The organism is Rhizomonospora bruguierae (genome assembly GCF_018397995.1).
GTDB classification, from domain to species: domain Bacteria; phylum Actinomycetota; class Actinomycetes; order Mycobacteriales; family Micromonosporaceae; genus Rhizomonospora; species Rhizomonospora bruguierae.
In genome coordinates this window covers 97,112-112,991 of sequence record NZ_BBQH01000027.1, presented here as the reverse complement: position 1 = coordinate 112,991, position 15,880 = coordinate 97,112, and the positions used below count along the sequence as shown (strand labels likewise).

General features: G+C 72.6%; 14 protein-coding genes, 1 tRNA gene and 1 other RNA gene. 3 read left to right on the top strand and 13 right to left on the bottom strand.

Annotated features, from left to right (window positions below; translation table 11 throughout):
- Window positions 1–249 precede the first annotated feature (249 nt).
- Both KJS59_RS15825 and KJS59_RS15820 read right to left on the bottom strand, forming a co-directional pair.
- A tRNA-Ala gene (locus KJS59_RS15825) sits at window positions 250–322 on the bottom strand.
- 82 nt (window positions 323–404) lie between these two features.
- Window positions 405–965, bottom strand: coding sequence for a YqgE/AlgH family protein (locus KJS59_RS15820; RefSeq protein WP_213453647.1), 561 nt, complete (start codon window positions 963–965; stop codon window positions 405–407).
- Window positions 966–1,203: 238 nt separating this feature from the next.
- Here KJS59_RS15820 and KJS59_RS15815 point away from each other — a divergent pair, with 238 nt between their 5' ends.
- A complete protein-coding gene (locus KJS59_RS15815; protein WP_249714261.1) occupies window positions 1,204–2,010 on the top strand; it encodes an S-methyl-5'-thioadenosine phosphorylase in 807 nt (268 codons plus the stop codon).
- On the opposite strand, the gene KJS59_RS15810 is transcribed toward KJS59_RS15815, so the two are convergent.
- Both KJS59_RS15810 and KJS59_RS15805 read right to left on the bottom strand, forming a co-directional pair.
- Window positions 1,997–2,995, bottom strand: a complete 999-nt coding sequence (locus KJS59_RS15810) for a hypothetical protein (protein WP_213453645.1) — start codon at window positions 2,993–2,995, stop codon at window positions 1,997–1,999. The two genes, KJS59_RS15815 and KJS59_RS15810, sit on opposite strands and share 14 nt — an antisense overlap.
- Before the next feature lie 44 nt (window positions 2,996–3,039).
- The gene (locus tag KJS59_RS15805) at window positions 3,040–3,525 is read right to left on the bottom strand and encodes a hemerythrin domain-containing protein (protein WP_213453644.1); all 486 of its coding nucleotides are present in this window, start codon (window positions 3,523–3,525) and stop codon (window positions 3,040–3,042) included.
- 98 nt (window positions 3,526–3,623) lie between these two features.
- Between KJS59_RS15805 and KJS59_RS15800 the strand changes: the two genes are divergently transcribed.
- Entirely contained in the window at window positions 3,624–3,797 is a 174-nt protein-coding gene (locus tag KJS59_RS15800) for a hypothetical protein (protein ID WP_213453643.1), read from the top strand.
- A gap of 16 nt (window positions 3,798–3,813) precedes the next feature.
- Here the strand turns inward: KJS59_RS15800 and ssrA are convergent.
- The 8 genes from ssrA to KJS59_RS15760 form a co-directional block, all read right to left on the bottom strand.
- Window positions 3,814–4,186, bottom strand: a transfer-messenger RNA (tmRNA) gene (ssrA, locus tag KJS59_RS15795).
- Between the two features lie 173 nt (window positions 4,187–4,359).
- Complete coding sequence (gene smpB, locus KJS59_RS15790; protein WP_213453642.1) at window positions 4,360–4,836, bottom strand: SsrA-binding protein SmpB; 477 nt, start codon at window positions 4,834–4,836, stop codon at window positions 4,360–4,362.
- Between the two features lie 84 nt (window positions 4,837–4,920).
- A complete protein-coding gene (locus tag KJS59_RS15785; RefSeq protein WP_249714259.1) occupies window positions 4,921–6,171 on the bottom strand; it encodes a M23 family metallopeptidase in 1,251 nt (416 codons plus the stop codon).
- Window positions 6,172–6,301: 130 nt separating this feature from the next.
- Window positions 6,302–7,177: a permease-like cell division protein FtsX gene (ftsX, locus tag KJS59_RS15780; RefSeq protein WP_213453640.1), complete on the bottom strand. Its 876-nt coding sequence runs from the start codon at window positions 7,175–7,177 to the stop codon at window positions 6,302–6,304.
- A gap of 54 nt (window positions 7,178–7,231) precedes the next feature.
- Window positions 7,232–7,912: a cell division ATP-binding protein FtsE gene (ftsE, locus tag KJS59_RS15775; protein ID WP_213453639.1), complete on the bottom strand. Its 681-nt coding sequence runs from the start codon at window positions 7,910–7,912 to the stop codon at window positions 7,232–7,234.
- 110 nt (window positions 7,913–8,022) lie between these two features.
- Window positions 8,023–9,135, bottom strand: a complete 1,113-nt coding sequence (gene prfB / locus KJS59_RS15770; protein ID WP_213453638.1) for a peptide chain release factor 2 — start codon at window positions 9,133–9,135, stop codon at window positions 8,023–8,025.
- A 56-nt stretch (window positions 9,136–9,191) separates the two neighbouring features.
- A complete protein-coding gene (locus tag KJS59_RS15765; RefSeq protein ID WP_213453637.1) occupies window positions 9,192–9,707 on the bottom strand; it encodes a PadR family transcriptional regulator in 516 nt (171 codons plus the stop codon).
- Between the two features lie 565 nt (window positions 9,708–10,272).
- A complete protein-coding gene (locus KJS59_RS15760) occupies window positions 10,273–11,136 on the bottom strand; it encodes a tryptophan 2,3-dioxygenase (RefSeq protein WP_213453636.1) in 864 nt (287 codons plus the stop codon).
- Between the two features lie 40 nt (window positions 11,137–11,176).
- Between KJS59_RS15760 and KJS59_RS15755 the strand changes: the two genes are divergently transcribed.
- A complete protein-coding gene (locus KJS59_RS15755; RefSeq protein ID WP_213453635.1) occupies window positions 11,177–13,735 on the top strand; it encodes a WYL domain-containing protein in 2,559 nt (852 codons plus the stop codon).
- A 102-nt stretch (window positions 13,736–13,837) separates the two neighbouring features.
- Here KJS59_RS15755 and pruA read toward each other — a convergent pair whose 3' ends face one another.
- Window positions 13,838–15,466 carry an L-glutamate gamma-semialdehyde dehydrogenase gene (gene pruA, locus KJS59_RS15750; protein ID WP_213453634.1) on the bottom strand — a complete coding sequence of 543 codons (1,629 nt, stop codon included), beginning with the start codon at window positions 15,464–15,466 and terminating at the stop codon, window positions 13,838–13,840.
- Window positions 15,467–15,880: the final 414 nt, after the last annotated feature.

Here is a 15,880-nt window from a genome sequence, read left to right as displayed (position 1 = left end):
AAGGTTCCCGGACGCTCACTAAGATCATTACGATGGGTCAGGTTGCCCAGCGCAAGGCCCTCTGCGACATCGTTCTCGACAAGATCGAACTCAACACGGCCACCGCGACCGCCACCCCGACGTTCCGGATCAACATCGCGCACGCTGTGAGCAGCATCAGCACCCCGGACGACGAAATCGCCCCGACCGGAAGCCCGGCCGGGGCGACTCTATCCAGCTCACACGCGGTTCGCGAGCGTAGACCCACGGTGGAGCCGAGGGGACTCGAACCCCTGACCCCCACACTGCCAGTGTGGTGCGCTACCAGCTGCGCCACGGCCCCTTGCACTGCCCGGCTTCCCGGGCACCCGCGCAATAGTACACACCGCTTCGACTGCGGTCACCTCGCAGGGTGGCGCGTCGGATCAGTTCAGCGCGGGATCCGGCGGGAAGTGGGCGACCGCGGCCATGATGCCGCCCTGCCGGCGCAGGACCATGGGCCACAGGTCGTCGGGGCGGGGGACGAACGCGTCGCCGGGGAGGCCGTCGAAGACGAACCAGGAGCCGCTGGAGATCTCCTCCTCCAGTTGGCCGGAGGACCAGCCGGAGTAGCCGGCGAACACGCGGATGCCCTCCACGCTCTCCTTCAACTCCTCCGGGTCGGCGGAGAGGTCCACGGTGCCGACCAGTCCGGTGACGCGGTGGAAGCCGCTGATGGCGCCGGTGTTGGCGCCGGAGCGCATGCGGGCCAGGCAGATGGCGGACTCGGGCTGCACCGGGCCGCCCTCGAACAACACGGCGGGGTCGCGGGCGAGTTTGCCCCAGTTGCCCAGCACCTCGGCGACCGGGACCTCGGTGGCGCGGTTGAGCACCACGCCGAGCGCGCCGCCGGGCTCGTGGGCGACGAGCAGCACGACCGTGCGATCAAAGTTCGGATCTTTGAGGGCCGGAGTCGCGACCAGCAGTTGACCGGTCATCGACTCCATCGATCGCCCCCCGGTTCGCCGCGGCTCGCCGTACACCACGACCCGCTACTCGTGTGGCGCGTCCGCGCGGCACACGCTGTCGCGCGCCACCGGACGCCCATCCAGAACCATGGAGGAACCGTACCCTGCCCGCGAGTCGATGTTTAGGGTCCGCACCGGGCGCCATCCGGCGCGCCGCATCGATCTGACGCGAATCCGACCGCTTGCCCGGGCGCACCGCGGTCCCAAAGATGGACGTGTGGACGAGCAGCGGGCCGAGATCGGTGTAATCGGGGGCAGCGGGCTCTACTCGCTGCTGGAGCAGAGTGGCGAGTACCGCGTGGCGACCCCGTACGGGGAGCCGTCGGACCCGGTGACGGTGGCGGAGGTGGCCGGGCGACGGGTCGCGTTCCTGCCCCGGCACGGGCGGGATCATCGCTTTCCGCCGCACAAGATTCCGTACCGGGCGAACCTGTGGGCGTTGCGCTCTTTGGGCGTTCGGCAGATCCTGGCGCCGTGCGCGGTCGGCGGGCTGCGCCCGGAGCTGAACCCCGGGGCGTTCGTGGTCCCGGACCAACTCATCGACCGGACCAGCGGCCGGCAGCAGACGTACTACGACGTGGACGCCGTGCACGTGCCGTTCGCGGACCCGTACTGCCCGGCGGGGCGGCGGACGGTGCTGGCGACGGCGGCCCGGCAGAACCTCCGGGTCACGGACGGCGGGACGATGGTGGTCGTCGAGGGGCCGCGCTTCTCGACCCGGGCGGAGTCCCGCTGGTTCGCGGCGGCGGGCGGAACGGTGATCAACATGACCGGGCACCCGGAGGCGGTGCTGGCCCGGGAGCTGGCGCTCTGCTACACGTCCATCGCGCTGGTCACCGACCTGGACGCGGGGGTCGAGGGCGGCTCCGGCGTGACCCAGGACGAGGTGTTCCGGGTGTTCGCCGAGCACACGACGATCATGCGGGAGCTGCTGTTGACCGCGCTCGGGGCGCTCCCGGCGGAGCGGGAGTGCCCCTGCGTGCACGCGCTGGACGGCCTGAAGCTGCCGATCAATCTGCCGTAGGCGGGTTGGTCGGCGGCAATCCCCGCTGGGCAGACAGCGCCGGGGTCAGCGACAGCGGCTGGCCGGTGCCCGCGTCGAGGACCACCCGGTCGCCGAGCGGCTTCGCGAGCGTCACGGTCACCGTCTTGATCACCAGCTGGTCGGTGCACACGTCGCCCTCGGTGCGGGCCGTGCCGCCGACCACGACCGCGTCGTCGTACTCGACGAACAGGGGCTTCACGTCCACGTCGCAGGCGCCGAGGCCCAGCAGGTACTCCAGCGTGGCGCCGTCGATGTGGCTCAGGCCCGAGGCGGACCTGAGCCACGATGGCGACTGCTCGGCAGGCATGGACGCGGCCGGCGCCTCGGCGATGGCGGAGGGGGCGACCGCGACCCGTGCGACCGGCGCCTTGAGCTCGCGGACGGTGAACAGGTACGCGGGGACGGTGGCCTCGCCGCGGCTGGTGCGCAGCGGCACGGTACCCAGCCGGACGCCGGTGACCGTCAGCGCGGTGCAGACCTGCGGCGAGGTGGTGCTGGTCGTCCCGTCCGGGCCGGCCCCGGCCGGTGGCGGCGAGCCGGCTGTGGGGTGGCACGGCGGCGGGTCGCCCTGGTCCAGCACGCCGTACGCCTCGGCGGCGCCGACCAGCGGCACCTCCATCCGTTGACCGTCGGCGAACACGATCGCGCCGTGCCCGCCGCCGTTGCCCGGGAGCGGGGCTTCGCTGCGGTACCAGCCCGCCATGAACGCCTGCTTGGTCTCGTCGGTGAAGCCCGCGTCTCCGGAGACGACCGTGAGGTCCTGCAACGGCACGAAGCCGGTGCGCCAGCGGGCCGCTCCGGGGGCCGCGCGCCACCCCTCGGCAAGCTGGGCGGCCCGCATCCCGAACAGCGCCTCGGCCCCCGCCGTGGGCGGGACAGCATGGGGGCCGTCGTACTCACCCGCGCACGCGGCGGCCAGCAACACGAGCACGGTGGCCCCGATCGGGGCGAACAAGCGTCGCATAACCGCTCGGACGGTGCGCCCACCCCCGCCGGTTCCCGCCGCCGTCAGGTTTCTCCGCCGAGGTCGGTGTCGTACGCCTCGTACACCAGGTCGGCGCCGCGCTGTCGGTGCCGGCACAGCCACCGCAGCAGCCGCCCCGAGCGCCGCCGCAACTCGTCCGGGTCCGTGTCGGGCGCGTCCAGCCGGCCCGCCAACGCGTCGATCGCCGCCGCGACCCGGGCGTGGTCGCGGACCAGCACGGTGACCCCCGGCGCCAGCCGGGGCGCCTGGTCGAGCAGCTCGGCGTACAGGCCGTCCGGCCCCTCGGTGGCCCCCACGTGATCGGCGAACGAGCTGCGCAGGGCGTGCACCGCGGTGGTCAACCGGCCGGGCAGCGCCTCCGGCGGCCCCGGCTCGACCAGTGCCCGCTCGAACGAGTCGATCGTGGGGACCAGCGCGGCCCGGTGCCACCGGGCCGCGGTCGGATGGGTCGGCGCCGGTCCGGGAGCCACCGCCGGATCGGGCGCCATCATCGGGTGTCGGGTCGCCATGTCGCACCTCCCACGTTCGCGACTGGGCCCCTCCTCCCCTCCGATGGTGGGGTGTGGTACGGGGTGCTGTCCAAGGAAATGGCACATCGGATTTGTCGGTGGGTACGCGTACCTTCCCGGGCGTGGGCGTGGTGGTGAGCAGGCGGACGCTGGCCCGCAAGCTGGTCGAGGAGCGTCCCCGCACGTACGACGAACTGGGGCGCCTGCCACCGGCACCGGCAGAAGCGACAGAGGCACGGCAGAGACAGACGCATCGAGGGCCCGGCCAGTGACCGGGCCCTCGATGCGAGGTGGAGGTGCCGGGAATCGAACCCGGGTCCTTCGCCGCCTTGTCAGGGCTTCTCCGAGCGCAGCTCGCTGTGTCCTTACTCGGCCCCACCGATCACACGAGCGAGTCGGTGAGACGGGCCCAGTCGCGATTGATCTCGCCGCTCGAGCCCCGCGACAGGACTCGGTTGGCCAGCCTTCTAGCTGATGCCGGTTACTGGGCCGAAGGCGATCCCAGACCGACAGCTACGCTACTCGCCTCAGGCGGCGAGAGCGTAAGCAGCGCGATTCTGCTTGGCGCTTATTGGTTTCCGACGACGATTATCGAGACGACGTCGGCTTCCTCGGCTCGCTTCCCCTGCCGCAACGTACGAAGTCGAAACCAGTCACCCCCTCGTAGTGCCCGCGGACCTCTATGCCGTGGATCTCTGTGCCGCGGACCCGTACCAGCCTAACGCCCGCCGGGGCGCCCGTCATTCCCAATACCGGTCATCGCCGCGCCACCCGGCTCCAGCGCCGCTCAGCGAGCGGCAGATGACACCGTAACCTGGCCCGCACCCGCACCGGTCAGTCCATGCCCTTGTGGCGGCGGCCCACGGCCCGCGCGATCTCCCGGTCCGCGTCCCGCTTGGCCAGATCCTGGCGCTTGTCGTAGGCCCGCTTACCCCGGGCCAGCCCCAGCTCCACCTTCGCCCAGCCGTCCGAGAAGTACACCGACAGTGGGACCAGCGTGAGCCCGCTCTCCCGCACCTTGCCCATCAGCCGGTCGATCTCGCCGCGCTTGAGCAGCAGCTTGCGAACCCGCCGGGGCTCGTGGTTGGTCCAGGTGCCCTGGGTGTACTCCGGGATGTGCATGCCCAGCAGGTACACCTCACCGTGGCGGACCTCCGCGAACGCGTCCACCAGCGAGGCGCGGCCGGCGCGCAGCGACTTGACCTCGGTACCGGTCAGCGCCATGCCGGCCTCGAACGTGTCGAGGATCGCGTAGTCGTGGTGCGCCTTGCGGTTGGACGCCACGAGCTTGCGCCCCTTTTCGCGCGGCACCAGACTCACCCCTTCGAAACCCCACCGGACAGCCGACCAATGCTACCCGGGCGGGGGTGCCATCGGCGATCGACTAACCGTCCGCTAGCACAGGCAGGCGGGCAGCCAGGTCAGCGGCTGGACCGGGGTGCCGTCGCGGCGTACCTCGAAGTGCAGGTGGTATCCGGTGGAGGCGCCGGTGGTGCCCACCCGGCCGATGACCTGCCCCGCCCGGACCTGCTGCCCCGCCGAGACGAGGATGCGGGACTGGTGCGCGTAGCAGGTGGTGAGGCTCTTGCCCTGGTACCGGCCGTGGCTGAGGCAGGTGTAGTTGCCGTACCCGCCGTTCCAGCCGGCGCGGATCACCCGGCCCGCCGCGGCGGCCCGGATCGGCGTCCCGCCCGGCGCGGCGATGTCCACGCCCGCGTGCAACTGCCACACCTTGTAGTACGGGTCGAAGCGGTGCCCGAAGTCGCTGCTCTTCCAGCCTTGGACCGGCATCAGCAACCGGGCGCCGGGGCGGATCGTGGGTGCGCCGGCCCCGCCGGAGTTGTTGCGCGCCTCCCAGGCCCGAAGCTGCGCCTTGATCCGCGACTCCTCCGCCTTCGCCGCCCGGTACCGGGCGAGCACGGCAGCCCGCTCCGAGTTCGCGACGGCGAGGGCGTTCTTCCGTTCGGTGGCCAGGCGGGTGGCCTCGGCCGCGGCGGATGCCGCCGCCCGCTCGGCAGCCCGCGCGCCGGCGAGCGCGTCCCCGGCGGCCCGCTCGGCCTGCTCGGCGGCGCGGCGGGCGGTCTCGGCGGTGTTCTGGTCGTCCTTGGCGGTGCGCCGGGTGGCCGACAGCCGCCGGATCGACTCACGCTGCAACTCCATGACCCGGTCGAAGTAGCCGTACCGGTCGGCCGCGTCGGTCAGGTCGCGGGCGGCCAGCAGCATGTTCATGGAGGCCAGGGCGCTGCCCTTGTACTGAGCGGAGACGAACGAGCCGGCTTGCTCCTGCGCCTCGACGACCCGCTGCGCCGACCGCTCGTACCGCTCGACGGCGGCGCGGGCGGCCTCGCGCGCCTGGTCGGCGGCCCGGCGGGTGGAGGTGACCCGGACCTTCGCGGCGGCGACGCGGCCACGCGCCTCGGCGACCGCCTCCCGCGCCGCGGGCAGCGCGGCGTTCGCCGCGGCGTACCGCTGCGCCGCCACCCGGGCGCGCTCGGTCGCCCCCTCCAGCAGCGAGGCGGTCCGGGCCACCTCGGCGTCGATCCGCTTCTTGTCGTCGCGCGGGTCGGCGCGGCCGGGGTCGGCGGCGCCGGTCAGCAGGACAGCCGTGACCGCAACGGACGAGACGAGCACTCGGGTGCGTTTCACTACCACGACACTACTCGCGACTCGCCTCATAGCCTCATGATTAGCAAAAATCGCCACGCAAGTCGCATACGACACGGGCGCCACTCCTGACCCAGGAGTGGCGCCCGGAACCTTGTCGCTCCGCCGGAAGCTAGACGCGGATGTAGAAGCGCAGCGTGACCCAGGCGGTGACGGCACTGATCAGGGCGCCGGCGGCGGCCATCAGCGGCAGCGTGGCGAAGATCGTGCTCCAGTGCACCGGGGTGAGCAGCTGGTTCAACGTCTGTAGCGAGCCGTCGATGAGCAACCATTTGGACAGCACGAGACCGACGAACGCCAGAACCGCACCGACCACGCCGGCGACCACCGCCTCCAGCACGAACGGTGACTGGATGAACCAGTTCGACGCACCGACCAGCTTCATCACCGCGACCTCGCGGCGTTTGCTGTACGCGGCCACCTGGATCGTGTTACCCACCAGCATGAGCGCGGCGACCGCCATGATGGACGCGGCGACCAGGGCCATCGTCTGGATCGCGCCGAGGATATCGAAGATCTTGTTGAGCAGTTTCCGCTGGTCGACGATGTCGTCGATGCCCTCGGTGTTCTTGTACTTGTCGAACACCAGTTGGTACTGCTGCGGGTCCTTCAGCTTGACCCGGAACGACTCCGGAAGCTGGTCCGGCTTGACGGCGCTGAGCAGGTCCGGCGCGTCCGCGTAGAGCTCCCTGAACTTGGTGTACGCCTGCTCCTTGTTCTCGTACTCGACGCTGCGCACGAGCTCGTCGCCGGTGAGAGAGGCGTCGATGTTCTGCCGCTGCGCGTCGGTGATGTCCTTGCTGAGGAAGATCGAGACCTCGATCCGGTCGTAGTACCAGGTCTTCATCTGATCGACCTGCCGGTACAACACGAAGCTCGCGCCCAGCATGGTCAGCGACACGGCCATGGTGATGATCATGGCGACGGTCATCGTGACGTTCCGCCACAGCCCGACCAGGACCTCGGACAGGACGTACCTGAAACGCATCGGGGGTTACCTTCCGGATTACTGAAGCCAGTCGGGGGAGGTCAGGGGCGGAACTCAGCCGTACACGCCGCGCGGCTGGTCGCGGACGATCCGACCGCTGTCGATCTCTACGACGCGGCGGCGCATTTGGTTCACGATGTTCGAATCGTGCGTCACCATCACCACGGTCGTCCCGGTCCGGTTGATCCGGTCCAGCAGCCGCATGATCTCGATCGACGTGTCCGGGTCCAGGTTGCCGGTGGGCTCGTCGGCGAGCAGGATCAGCGGCCGGTTCACGAACGCCCGGGCCACGGCGACGCGCTGCTGCTCGCCACCGGACAGCTCGTTCGGGTACCGGTGCTCCTTGCCGCCGAGGCCGACCAACTCGAGCACCTCGGGAACCACGCGGCGGGCGACCGCCTTGGACTTGCCGATCACCTCAAGCGCGAACGCCACGTTCTCATACGCGGTCCGGTTCGGCAGCAGGCGGAAGTCCTGGAAGACGCAGCCGATCGAGCGCCGGAAGGAGGGAATCTTCCAGGAGCGCATCGAGGTCACGTCGCGCTGGTTCACGATGACCTTGCCCCGGGTCGGGGTGACCTCGTGCAGCAGCAGCTTGACAAAGGTGGACTTGCCGGAGCCGGAGGGGCCGATGAAGAAGACGAACTCCCCCTTCTCGATCCCGACCGACACGTCGTCGAGCGAGGGGCGCGACGCCTTGGGGTACGTCTTCGTCACATGCTCAAGCTGAATCACGGGAGCAGAGTCTACGCGCTGTAACGAAAAGGCCAAGCCGGAGAGGGCATCGAGATCGTAGCGGGCTGGGCGGTCGCGTCGAGCGGCCAGCCCGAGGACAACCCCAGCGGCTACGCTTCGCGCTGGCTCCGCTTGCGCCACCGGATGCCGGCCTCGATGAAGCCGTCCAGCTCCCCGTCGAAAATCGCGTTCGGATTGCCCGTCTCGTACTCGGTCCGCAGATCCTTCACCATCTGGTACGGGTGCAGGACGTACGAGCGCATCTGGTCGCCCCAGGAACCGGCCGCGTCGGTCTTCAGCCCCTCCATCTTCGCCTGCTCCTCCTGCCGCTTGCGCTCCAGCAGGCGCGCCTGCAACACCCGCATCGCGGACGCCTTGTTCTGCAGCTGGGACTTCTCGTTCTGGCAGGTCACCACGATGCCGGTGGGGACGTGGGTGAGCCGGACGGCGGAGTCCGTGGTGTTCACGCTCTGTCCACCGGGGCCGGACGAACGGTAGACGTCCACCCGGATCTCGTTCTCGGGGATGTCGATGTGGTCGGTCTGCTCGACGACCGGCATCACCTCGACGCCCGCGAAGCTGGTCTGCCGGCGACCCTGGTTGTCGAACGGGCTGATCCGCACCAGCCGGTGGGTGCCGGACTCCACGCTCAGCGTCCCGTAGGCGTACGGGTGCTTGACCACGAACGTGGCCGACTTCAGCCCGGCCTCCTCCGCGTACGAGGTGTCGTAGACCTCGGTCGGGTAGCCGTGCCGCTCGGCCCAGCGCAGGTACATCCGCAGCAGCATCTCGGCGAAGTCCGCCGCGTCCACGCCGCCGGCGCCGGCCCGGATCGCCACGACCGCCTCCCGGGCGTCGTACTCCCCGGACAGCAGCGTGCGCACCTCGAGCTCGTCGACCGCCTTGGTCAGCGACCCGACCTCGGTGCCGACCTCGGCCAGCGAGCCCGGGTCGTCCTCCGCCTCGGCCAGTTCCAGCAGCACGTGCGCGTCGTCCAGCCGGGACCGCAGCCGCTCGATCCGGGTCAGCTCGCCGCCGACGTAGGACAGCTTGGAGGTCACCTCCTGGGCGCGGGCCTGGTCGTCCCACAGGTCCGGTGCGGAGGCGGTGCGCTCCAGCTCCGCCTTCTCCCGGCGCAGCTTGTCCACGTCGAGGACGCCCTCGATGGTGCGCAGGGTGGAATCGAGGGCCTTGAGCTGGTCGGCGTAGTCGGCAGCGGTCACGGCAGACAAGCGTAGTCGGCCGGCGGCCGGATCGGCCGCCGGCCGGCCCGCAACGCTCAGCCGGTCGGCCCGGACTTGAGCCAGCTCAGCGCGGCGCGGTGGTAGGCCACGGCGAAATCCAGGGCGGCGGCGCCGAACTCGTCGCCGGCCTTCTTGGCCTCCCGGGACTGTTCGCGGGCGTGCGCCAGCGCCGCGGTGTGGTACTCGTTCGCCGTGGTGTACAGGTCCTTGAGCTGGTTGCCGGAGTGCTGGGCGCCGAACGCGACGCGCAGCGCGACCGGGTTGCGGATGGCGTCCCGGCCCGGGGGCTCGGTCAGCCAGCGGACGAACGCCCGCTTGCCCGCCGCCGTGATCGAGTAGGGCTGGCTGGAGCGCGGGCCGGGCTTGCCCAGCTTCACGTAGCCCTGCTCGGCGAGCGCGGGCAGCTCGCGGTAGACCTGGCTCCTTGTCATCGACCAGTACGGCCCGAGCCGCTTCTCCGCGGCCGCCATCAGCTGACCGCCGGTCATCGCGCCGTCGTGCAGCAGGCCGAGCAGGGCCGCCGCGGTTGGGTTCACTCCGGATTCCGCCATGCCCTCTACGCTGCCACTTTGTTGCCACGTCGTCCAGGATTTCGACGGATACGCATCCACTGTGCACTGTCGGAGGAGGACAGTCAGGTGAGGACGAGCACCCGGCCACGGACCCACTCGGGGTCTTTGAGCTTTTTGTACGTTATCGCACGTCAGCCGGTATTGCCGGCAGGGGTGGCATCGTGTCCCCCACACCGGGGAAACCACCGGTACCGGGGGCGGAGGGGGCAGCCCCGGCCGCACCTTTGTGATCTTCATCGGCGTGTCGCGATCGTCCCTCTCCTTACTACCGTCCCGACCGGTCGGCCTCGCGGTCGGGGCCGGCGGAAGGGGCGGTGATCACAGCCGCGCCGGCGGCGACGGCACCACTGGCCACAGCGGCCTTGCGGCTCCACCGCGGCGGGCGTCCCCCTCGGACGGACGCCGACCCCGCGGAACCCGGCCGGTTCCTCAGTGAACGGTGGGGCCGACGGTTCGGGGGTGGCCGCCGGGGGCGGCGGGCCGGGCAGCCGCCCGTTCCGCCCGACCTCGCGGCCGGGCGGTCCGAGCCGCCCGGCGGCCCGGGTCAGAGACGGCTGCGCAGCTCCCAAAGTTCGGGGTAGAAGCGGGTCTCCACGCGCGAGCGCAGGTACGCGCCGCCGGCCGAGCCGCCGGTACCCGGCTTGGTGCCGATCTGCCGCTCGGCCATCAGCACGTGCCGCGCCCGCCACAGGGCGAACCCCTGGTCGTGCGCGACGAGCGCCTCCGCCAGGTCCCACAGGGGACCGAAGCGCTCCCGGTCCCCGGCGATCCGGGCATACGCGGCGAACCGCTGCTCCGCCGTCTCCACCGCGAAGCCCGCCTTGGCCAGGACCGCGAGGAAGCCGTCCCAGAGGCTCGGCTCCGCCAGCCGGGCATCCAGCCGGCGCCGCTCGCCCTCGGAAATCCCCCGGAACCGGGCCAGGTACCCCGGGTCCTTCAACCCGGAAAGGAACTCTATCTCACGGAACTGGCTGGACTGGAAGCCGGAGGCCGGCGCCAGCTTGGCGCGGAAGGCGACGAAGTCCTGCGGGGTCATCGTGTCGATCACGTCCACCTGCTGGACCAGCACGCGCTCCACCGTCAGGCAGCGCTCCAGGCGCACCCGGGGCAGGTACGTCTCGCCGGCCAGCAGCCGGTCCCGGGCGTCGGTCAGCTCGGCGAGCAGCAGCTTGAACCACAGCTCATAGACCTGGTGGATGGTGATGAACAGCAACTCGTCGTGCGCCGGCGGCGCGGACTCGGGCACCTGCTGGTCGAGCAGTTCGGCCAGGCGCAGGTAGGTGCCGTAGGTCAGCCGCCCACCCTGCTCCCCGAAGCGGGGGCCGGGATCGGCGGCGGGTCTCGGCTGGGCACCGGCGTCCGGGGTGTCGGGCCGGGCGGTACTGTCGCGAAGGGTCTCCTCGGTCACCCACGCACGCTACCGCCGAGCATCGGAAAGGGAAGCGCCCGTGCCGCCATCGCCGTTCACCCGCTGGCTGGCCGGCCTCGACGCGGACCGGCTCGCCCGGGTGCTGGCGCACCGCCCAGAGGCGCTGGCGCCCCGGCCGGTCGGCACGCTGCCCGAGCTGTCCGCCCGGCTCCAGGAACACGCCGCCGTGTCCGCCGCGCTACGTACGGTGCCGCTGCCGGCGGTCCAGCTGATCGAGATCATCCAGGCGCTCGGCGGTCCGGCGGTCGAGCTCGCCGCCGTGGCCACCACCGCTGGCCGGGCACCGGACGACCCCGACCTGGCCGCCACCCTGGACCTGCTCGCCGACCGGGCGCTGGTCTGGCCGGACGGCGGCCGGCTGCGCATGGCGGGCCCGCTCTGGGGCGCCTTCGAGTACCCGCTGGGCCTGGGCGGACCGGTCCGCCAACTGCTGGAGGCGGTACCCGCGACGCAGGTACGCGCCGTCGCCGCCAAGCTCGGCGTGCGCACCCGCGGCCGCGTCGACGCCCTGGCGGCGATCGCCGAGCGGCTCGCCGACGCCGCGTTCGTCCGCTCCCTCCTGGACGCCGCGCCACCCGGCGCCCGCGACCTCGCCGAGCGGCTCGCCGTGCACGGCCCGCTGCTGCTGGCGCCCGCGGGTGTGCGGTCGGTGCCCGAGCTGGCCTGGTGCGTCGAGCACGGGCTGATCGTCTACGACGGCTGGCAGTACGCCCAGCTCGCCGGCGAGGCCGGGCGGGCACTGCGGGGGCCCGGGTGGCACGCGCCGTTCGCCGGCACCGAGCCGGAGATCCCGCTACGCGACGCCGACCCGGGCGCTGTCGACCTCGCCGGCGCCGCGTCCGCCACCGCCGCCGTCCAGCAGGTCACCACCCTGCTGGACGTGTGCGCGCAGGCGCCGGTCGCGCTGCTCAAGGCCGGCGGGGTCGGCAGCCGGGAACTCAAGCGGCTGGGCCGGGCCGTCGGGGACGACATTCCCCGGGTCCGCCTGTGGCTGGAGCTGGCGTACGCCGCCGGCCTGCTCGGCACCGCCGAGGCGAAACTGCTGCCCACCGCCGCCTACGACGAGTGGTCAGCCGCCCCGCCGGCCGAGCGGCTCCCGCCCCTGCTGCGCGCCTGGCTGGCGCTGCCCGCGGCGGCCACCACGGACCGGGCCCGCTTCGGCGGCGACGCCCCCGCCCTGACCCGCGACCAGCTCGGGCTCACCGCGTACGAGCTGCGCCCGCACCTGCTGGCCGCGGTCGCCCGGGTACCGGCCGGCCGCGGCGTCGCCGAACCGGAGCGGCTGGCGGACGCGCTGCGCTGGCGCCTGCCCCTGCTCATCACCGGCGAGGACGACGAGTTCGGCGAGCCGGCCCAGCCGCCGCTGGTGGTGGACGCCTGGCACGAGGCCGTGCTGCTCGGCGTTGTGGCGCACGGCGCCCTCACCATCCTCGGCCGCGCGCTGCTCGCGGAGCCGCCCGACCCGGGCGAGGAGCCGACCGGCACCCGGCACCGGGCACGCGGGCGCACCGCGCCGGCCCGTGCCGGGCTGGCGGAGGCGGCGGTCGCCCTGCTGCCGGCGGCCGTGGGCGAGGCGCTGTTCCAGGCGGACCTCACCGCCGTCGTGCCGGGGGCGCCCACCGCGCCACTCGCCGCCCTGCTCGACGCCGCCGCCGACCGGGAGTCCCGGGGCGGCGGGTCCACCTGGCGATTCAGCTCCGGCTCGGTGCGCCGGGCGCTGGACGCCGGCCGCCACCCCGACGAGCTGCTCGCCGACCTGCGCGCGGCGGCACCCGGTCGGCCGCTGCCCCAACCGCTGGAGTACCTGATCGCGGACGTGGCCCGGCAGCACGGGCGGATCCGGGTCCGCGCGGTGGGCTGCGTCCTGCGTGCCCAGGACCCGGCCCTGCTGGCCGAACTGGTGGGCGCCCGCGCGCTGGCCGGGCTGAACCTGGCGGCGCTCGCCCCGACGGTGCTGGCCAGCGCCCGCCCGCCGGCCGAGACCCTGGCCGCCCTGCGCGCGGCGGGCTACCCGCCGGCCGGCGAGGGAGCGGACGGAGCACCGCTGATCGAGCGCGCCCCGGTGCGCCGGGCGAAACCCGCCCGCCGCACGGCGCCGCTCCCCCGCCACGCCTCGCAGCTACGCCGCGCCGCCTACCCGCCGCCCGGGGGCGGCGGGCCGGAGGCGGCCCGGCGGCTGGCCGAGGAGTTGCTGTCGGCGCCACCGGAGCACCTGTCCGCCGCGCGCCGGCCCACCGAGGACACCCTCGAGATCGGTGCCACCGTCATCGACCTCACCCCGCGCTTCGCCGCCGCCCTGGCCGCCGCGGCGAAGCGGGAGGACGAGCCGTTCCCGATCGCGGAGGCGGTCGACCTGCACGCCGGTCACCTGCCCCGGGCCCAGCGCCGGCTGCTGGCCACGGCGATCGAGCAGGGCACCCCCATCAAGATCGAATACACGGACTCGGGCGGTCGGCCCTCGGCGCGCGTGATCGAGCCGCTGGAGCTGACCGGGGTCCTGCTGACCGCATGGTGCCACCTGCGCGAGGACGAACGGAACTTCGCCCTGGACCGGATCGACGCCGTCCAGCCGGCCTGACCCGCGGCGGCGCCGCCGCCGCGGGTGGCCGCCCGGATGGTGCCGCGCGTGGCGGCGCCGCGCGGCGACGGCGCACGGGTGGTGGCGCCGCGGGTGGTGGCCTTACGCCATGTGCGGGTAGGTGTGCTCCGTTGCCGGCACGAACGTCTCCTTGATCGTGCGGGGCGAGACCCAGCGGAGCAGGTTGTGCCACGAGCCGGCCTTGTCGTTGGTCCCGCTGGCCCGGGCACCGCCGAACGGCTGCTGGCCGACGACCGCGCCGGTCGGCTTGTCATTGATGTAGAAGTTGCCGGCCGTGAACCGCAGCGCCCCGGTCGCCCAGTCGATCGCCGCCCGGTCCGTGGCGAAGATCGAACCGGTGAGCCCGTACGGCGCGGTGGCGTCCGCCTGGCGCACGGTCTCCTCGAACGCGCCGTCGTCGTACACCCGCACCGAGAGGATCGGGCCGAAGAACTCGGCACAGAACACCTCGTGACCCGGGTCGGCGCACTCGATCACGGTGGGGCGCACGAACCAGCCCTCCGAGTCGTCCGCCGTGCCGCCGGCCAGCACCTTGCACGCCCCGTCGTTCTTCACCCGGTCCAGCACGGCGGCGTGCTTGGCGAACGCCCGCCCGTCGATCACGGCGCCGCCGAAGTTGTGAAAGTCGGTCACATCGCCGTAGGTGAGGCTGTCGGCGGTCGCCGCCAGCCGGTCCCGCAGGCCGCCCTCCCAGATGCCGCGCGGGATGTACGCGCGGGACGCCGCCGAGCACTTCTGCCCCTGGTACTCGAAGGCGCCGCGGATGAGCGCGGTGTGCAGCGCGTCGACGTCGGCGCTGGGGTGGGCGATGACGAAGTCCTTGCCGCCGGTCTCGCCGACCAGCCGCGGGTACGAGCGGTACCGCCCGATGTTCGCGCCCACCGCGCCCCACAGCTTGTGGAACGTGGCGGTGGAGCCGGTGAAGTGGATGCCGGCCAGGTCGGGGTCGTTCAGGGCAACCTCGGAGACGGCCAGGCCGTCGCCGGTCACCATGTTGATCACGCCGGGCGGCAGCCCCGCGGCCTCGAACAGCCGCATCGTGAAGTGGGCCGCGAACTGCTGCGTCGGCGACGGCTTCCACACCACCGTGTTGCCCATCAGCGCGGGCGCGGAGGGCAGGTTCGCGGCGATGGCGGTGAAGTTGAACGGGCTGATCGCGTAGACGAAGCCCTCCAGCGGCCGGTGGTCGAACCGGTTCCACACCCCCTCCGAGGAGCGTGGCTGCTCCGCCAGCACCTGCCGGCCGAACGCCACGTTGAACCGCAGGAAGTCGATCAGCTCGCAGGCCGCGTCGATCTCCGCCTGGTACGCGGTCTTGGACTGGCCGAGCATGGTGGCGGCGTTGAGCGTGTCCCGCCACGGGCCGGCGAGCAGGTCGGCGGCGCGCAGGAAGACGGCCGCACGATCTTCGTAGGACAAACCAGACCATAGCGGGACGGCGGCCTTGGCGGCCGTCACCGCCGCCGCCGCGTCGGCGTTGGTCGCGTTATGGGTGACCCCGAGCACGTGCCGCCGTCGGTGCGGCTGCACCACCTCGATCGGCTCGCCACCGCCCATCCGCTGGCGACCCTCGACGGTCATCGTCAGGTCCAACCGCTCGGCGGCCAGTTCGCCGAGGCGCCGACTCAGGCTGACGCGCTCCGGGCTGCCCGGCGCGTAGCCGCGCACCGATTCGTTGCGCGGCTCGGGTACGGCGAAGACGGCGTCCATCACAGGCTCCCTCATGGCGTCGACAGCACTGATGCTCAGGGGGCTGACCAGCACCGCGCCGGGGTCGCCGGCGAGGGCCACGCTGCCCCGCACCATCCTCGCACGCCGGCCCGGCCCGCCCGGCCCGACGACCCCGGGCGGTGGTACCGGTACGCGGCCCGTTTGCACCGCACCATCCCGCGCTGGGCGGCGGAAACGGTGGGTGCGGCCGTCCGGGACCGCCCGTGCGGCCCGCGTACCCTGAAGGACCGGGCACCGGCGCGCTCCGCCCGCGCCGCCGCTCTCTGCGCCCGCCCCACCCTCCGGGTCGGCGCCTCGAAGGGGAGACGATGACGAACGACACCGGCACGACCGCGACCTCGGCCACGCCGCCCGCCGGGGCGTCCTCCGCCTCCGCCGCCGACGCGCCGGCCC

Excerpts from the sequence above, each read along its gene's own strand:
- KJS59_RS15820 (WP_213453647.1), bottom strand. The coding sequence starts at position 965 with ATGGAGTCGATGACCGGTCAACTGCTGGTCGCGACTCCGGCCCTCAAA.
- KJS59_RS15810 (WP_213453645.1), bottom strand. The coding sequence starts at position 2,995 with ATGCGACGCTTGTTCGCCCCGATCGGGGCCACCGTGCTCGTGTTGCTG.
- KJS59_RS15805 (WP_213453644.1), bottom strand. The coding sequence starts at position 3,525 with ATGGCGACCCGACACCCGATGATGGCGCCCGATCCGGCGGTGGCTCCC.
- ftsX (WP_213453640.1), bottom strand. The coding sequence starts at position 7,177 with ATGCGTTTCAGGTACGTCCTGTCCGAGGTCCTGGTCGGGCTGTGGCGG.
- KJS59_RS15765 (WP_213453637.1), bottom strand. The coding sequence starts at position 9,707 with ATGGCGGAATCCGGAGTGAACCCAACCGCGGCGGCCCTGCTCGGCCTG.
- pruA (WP_213453634.1), bottom strand. The coding sequence starts at position 15,466 with ATGGACGCCGTCTTCGCCGTACCCGAGCCGCGCAACGAATCGGTGCGC.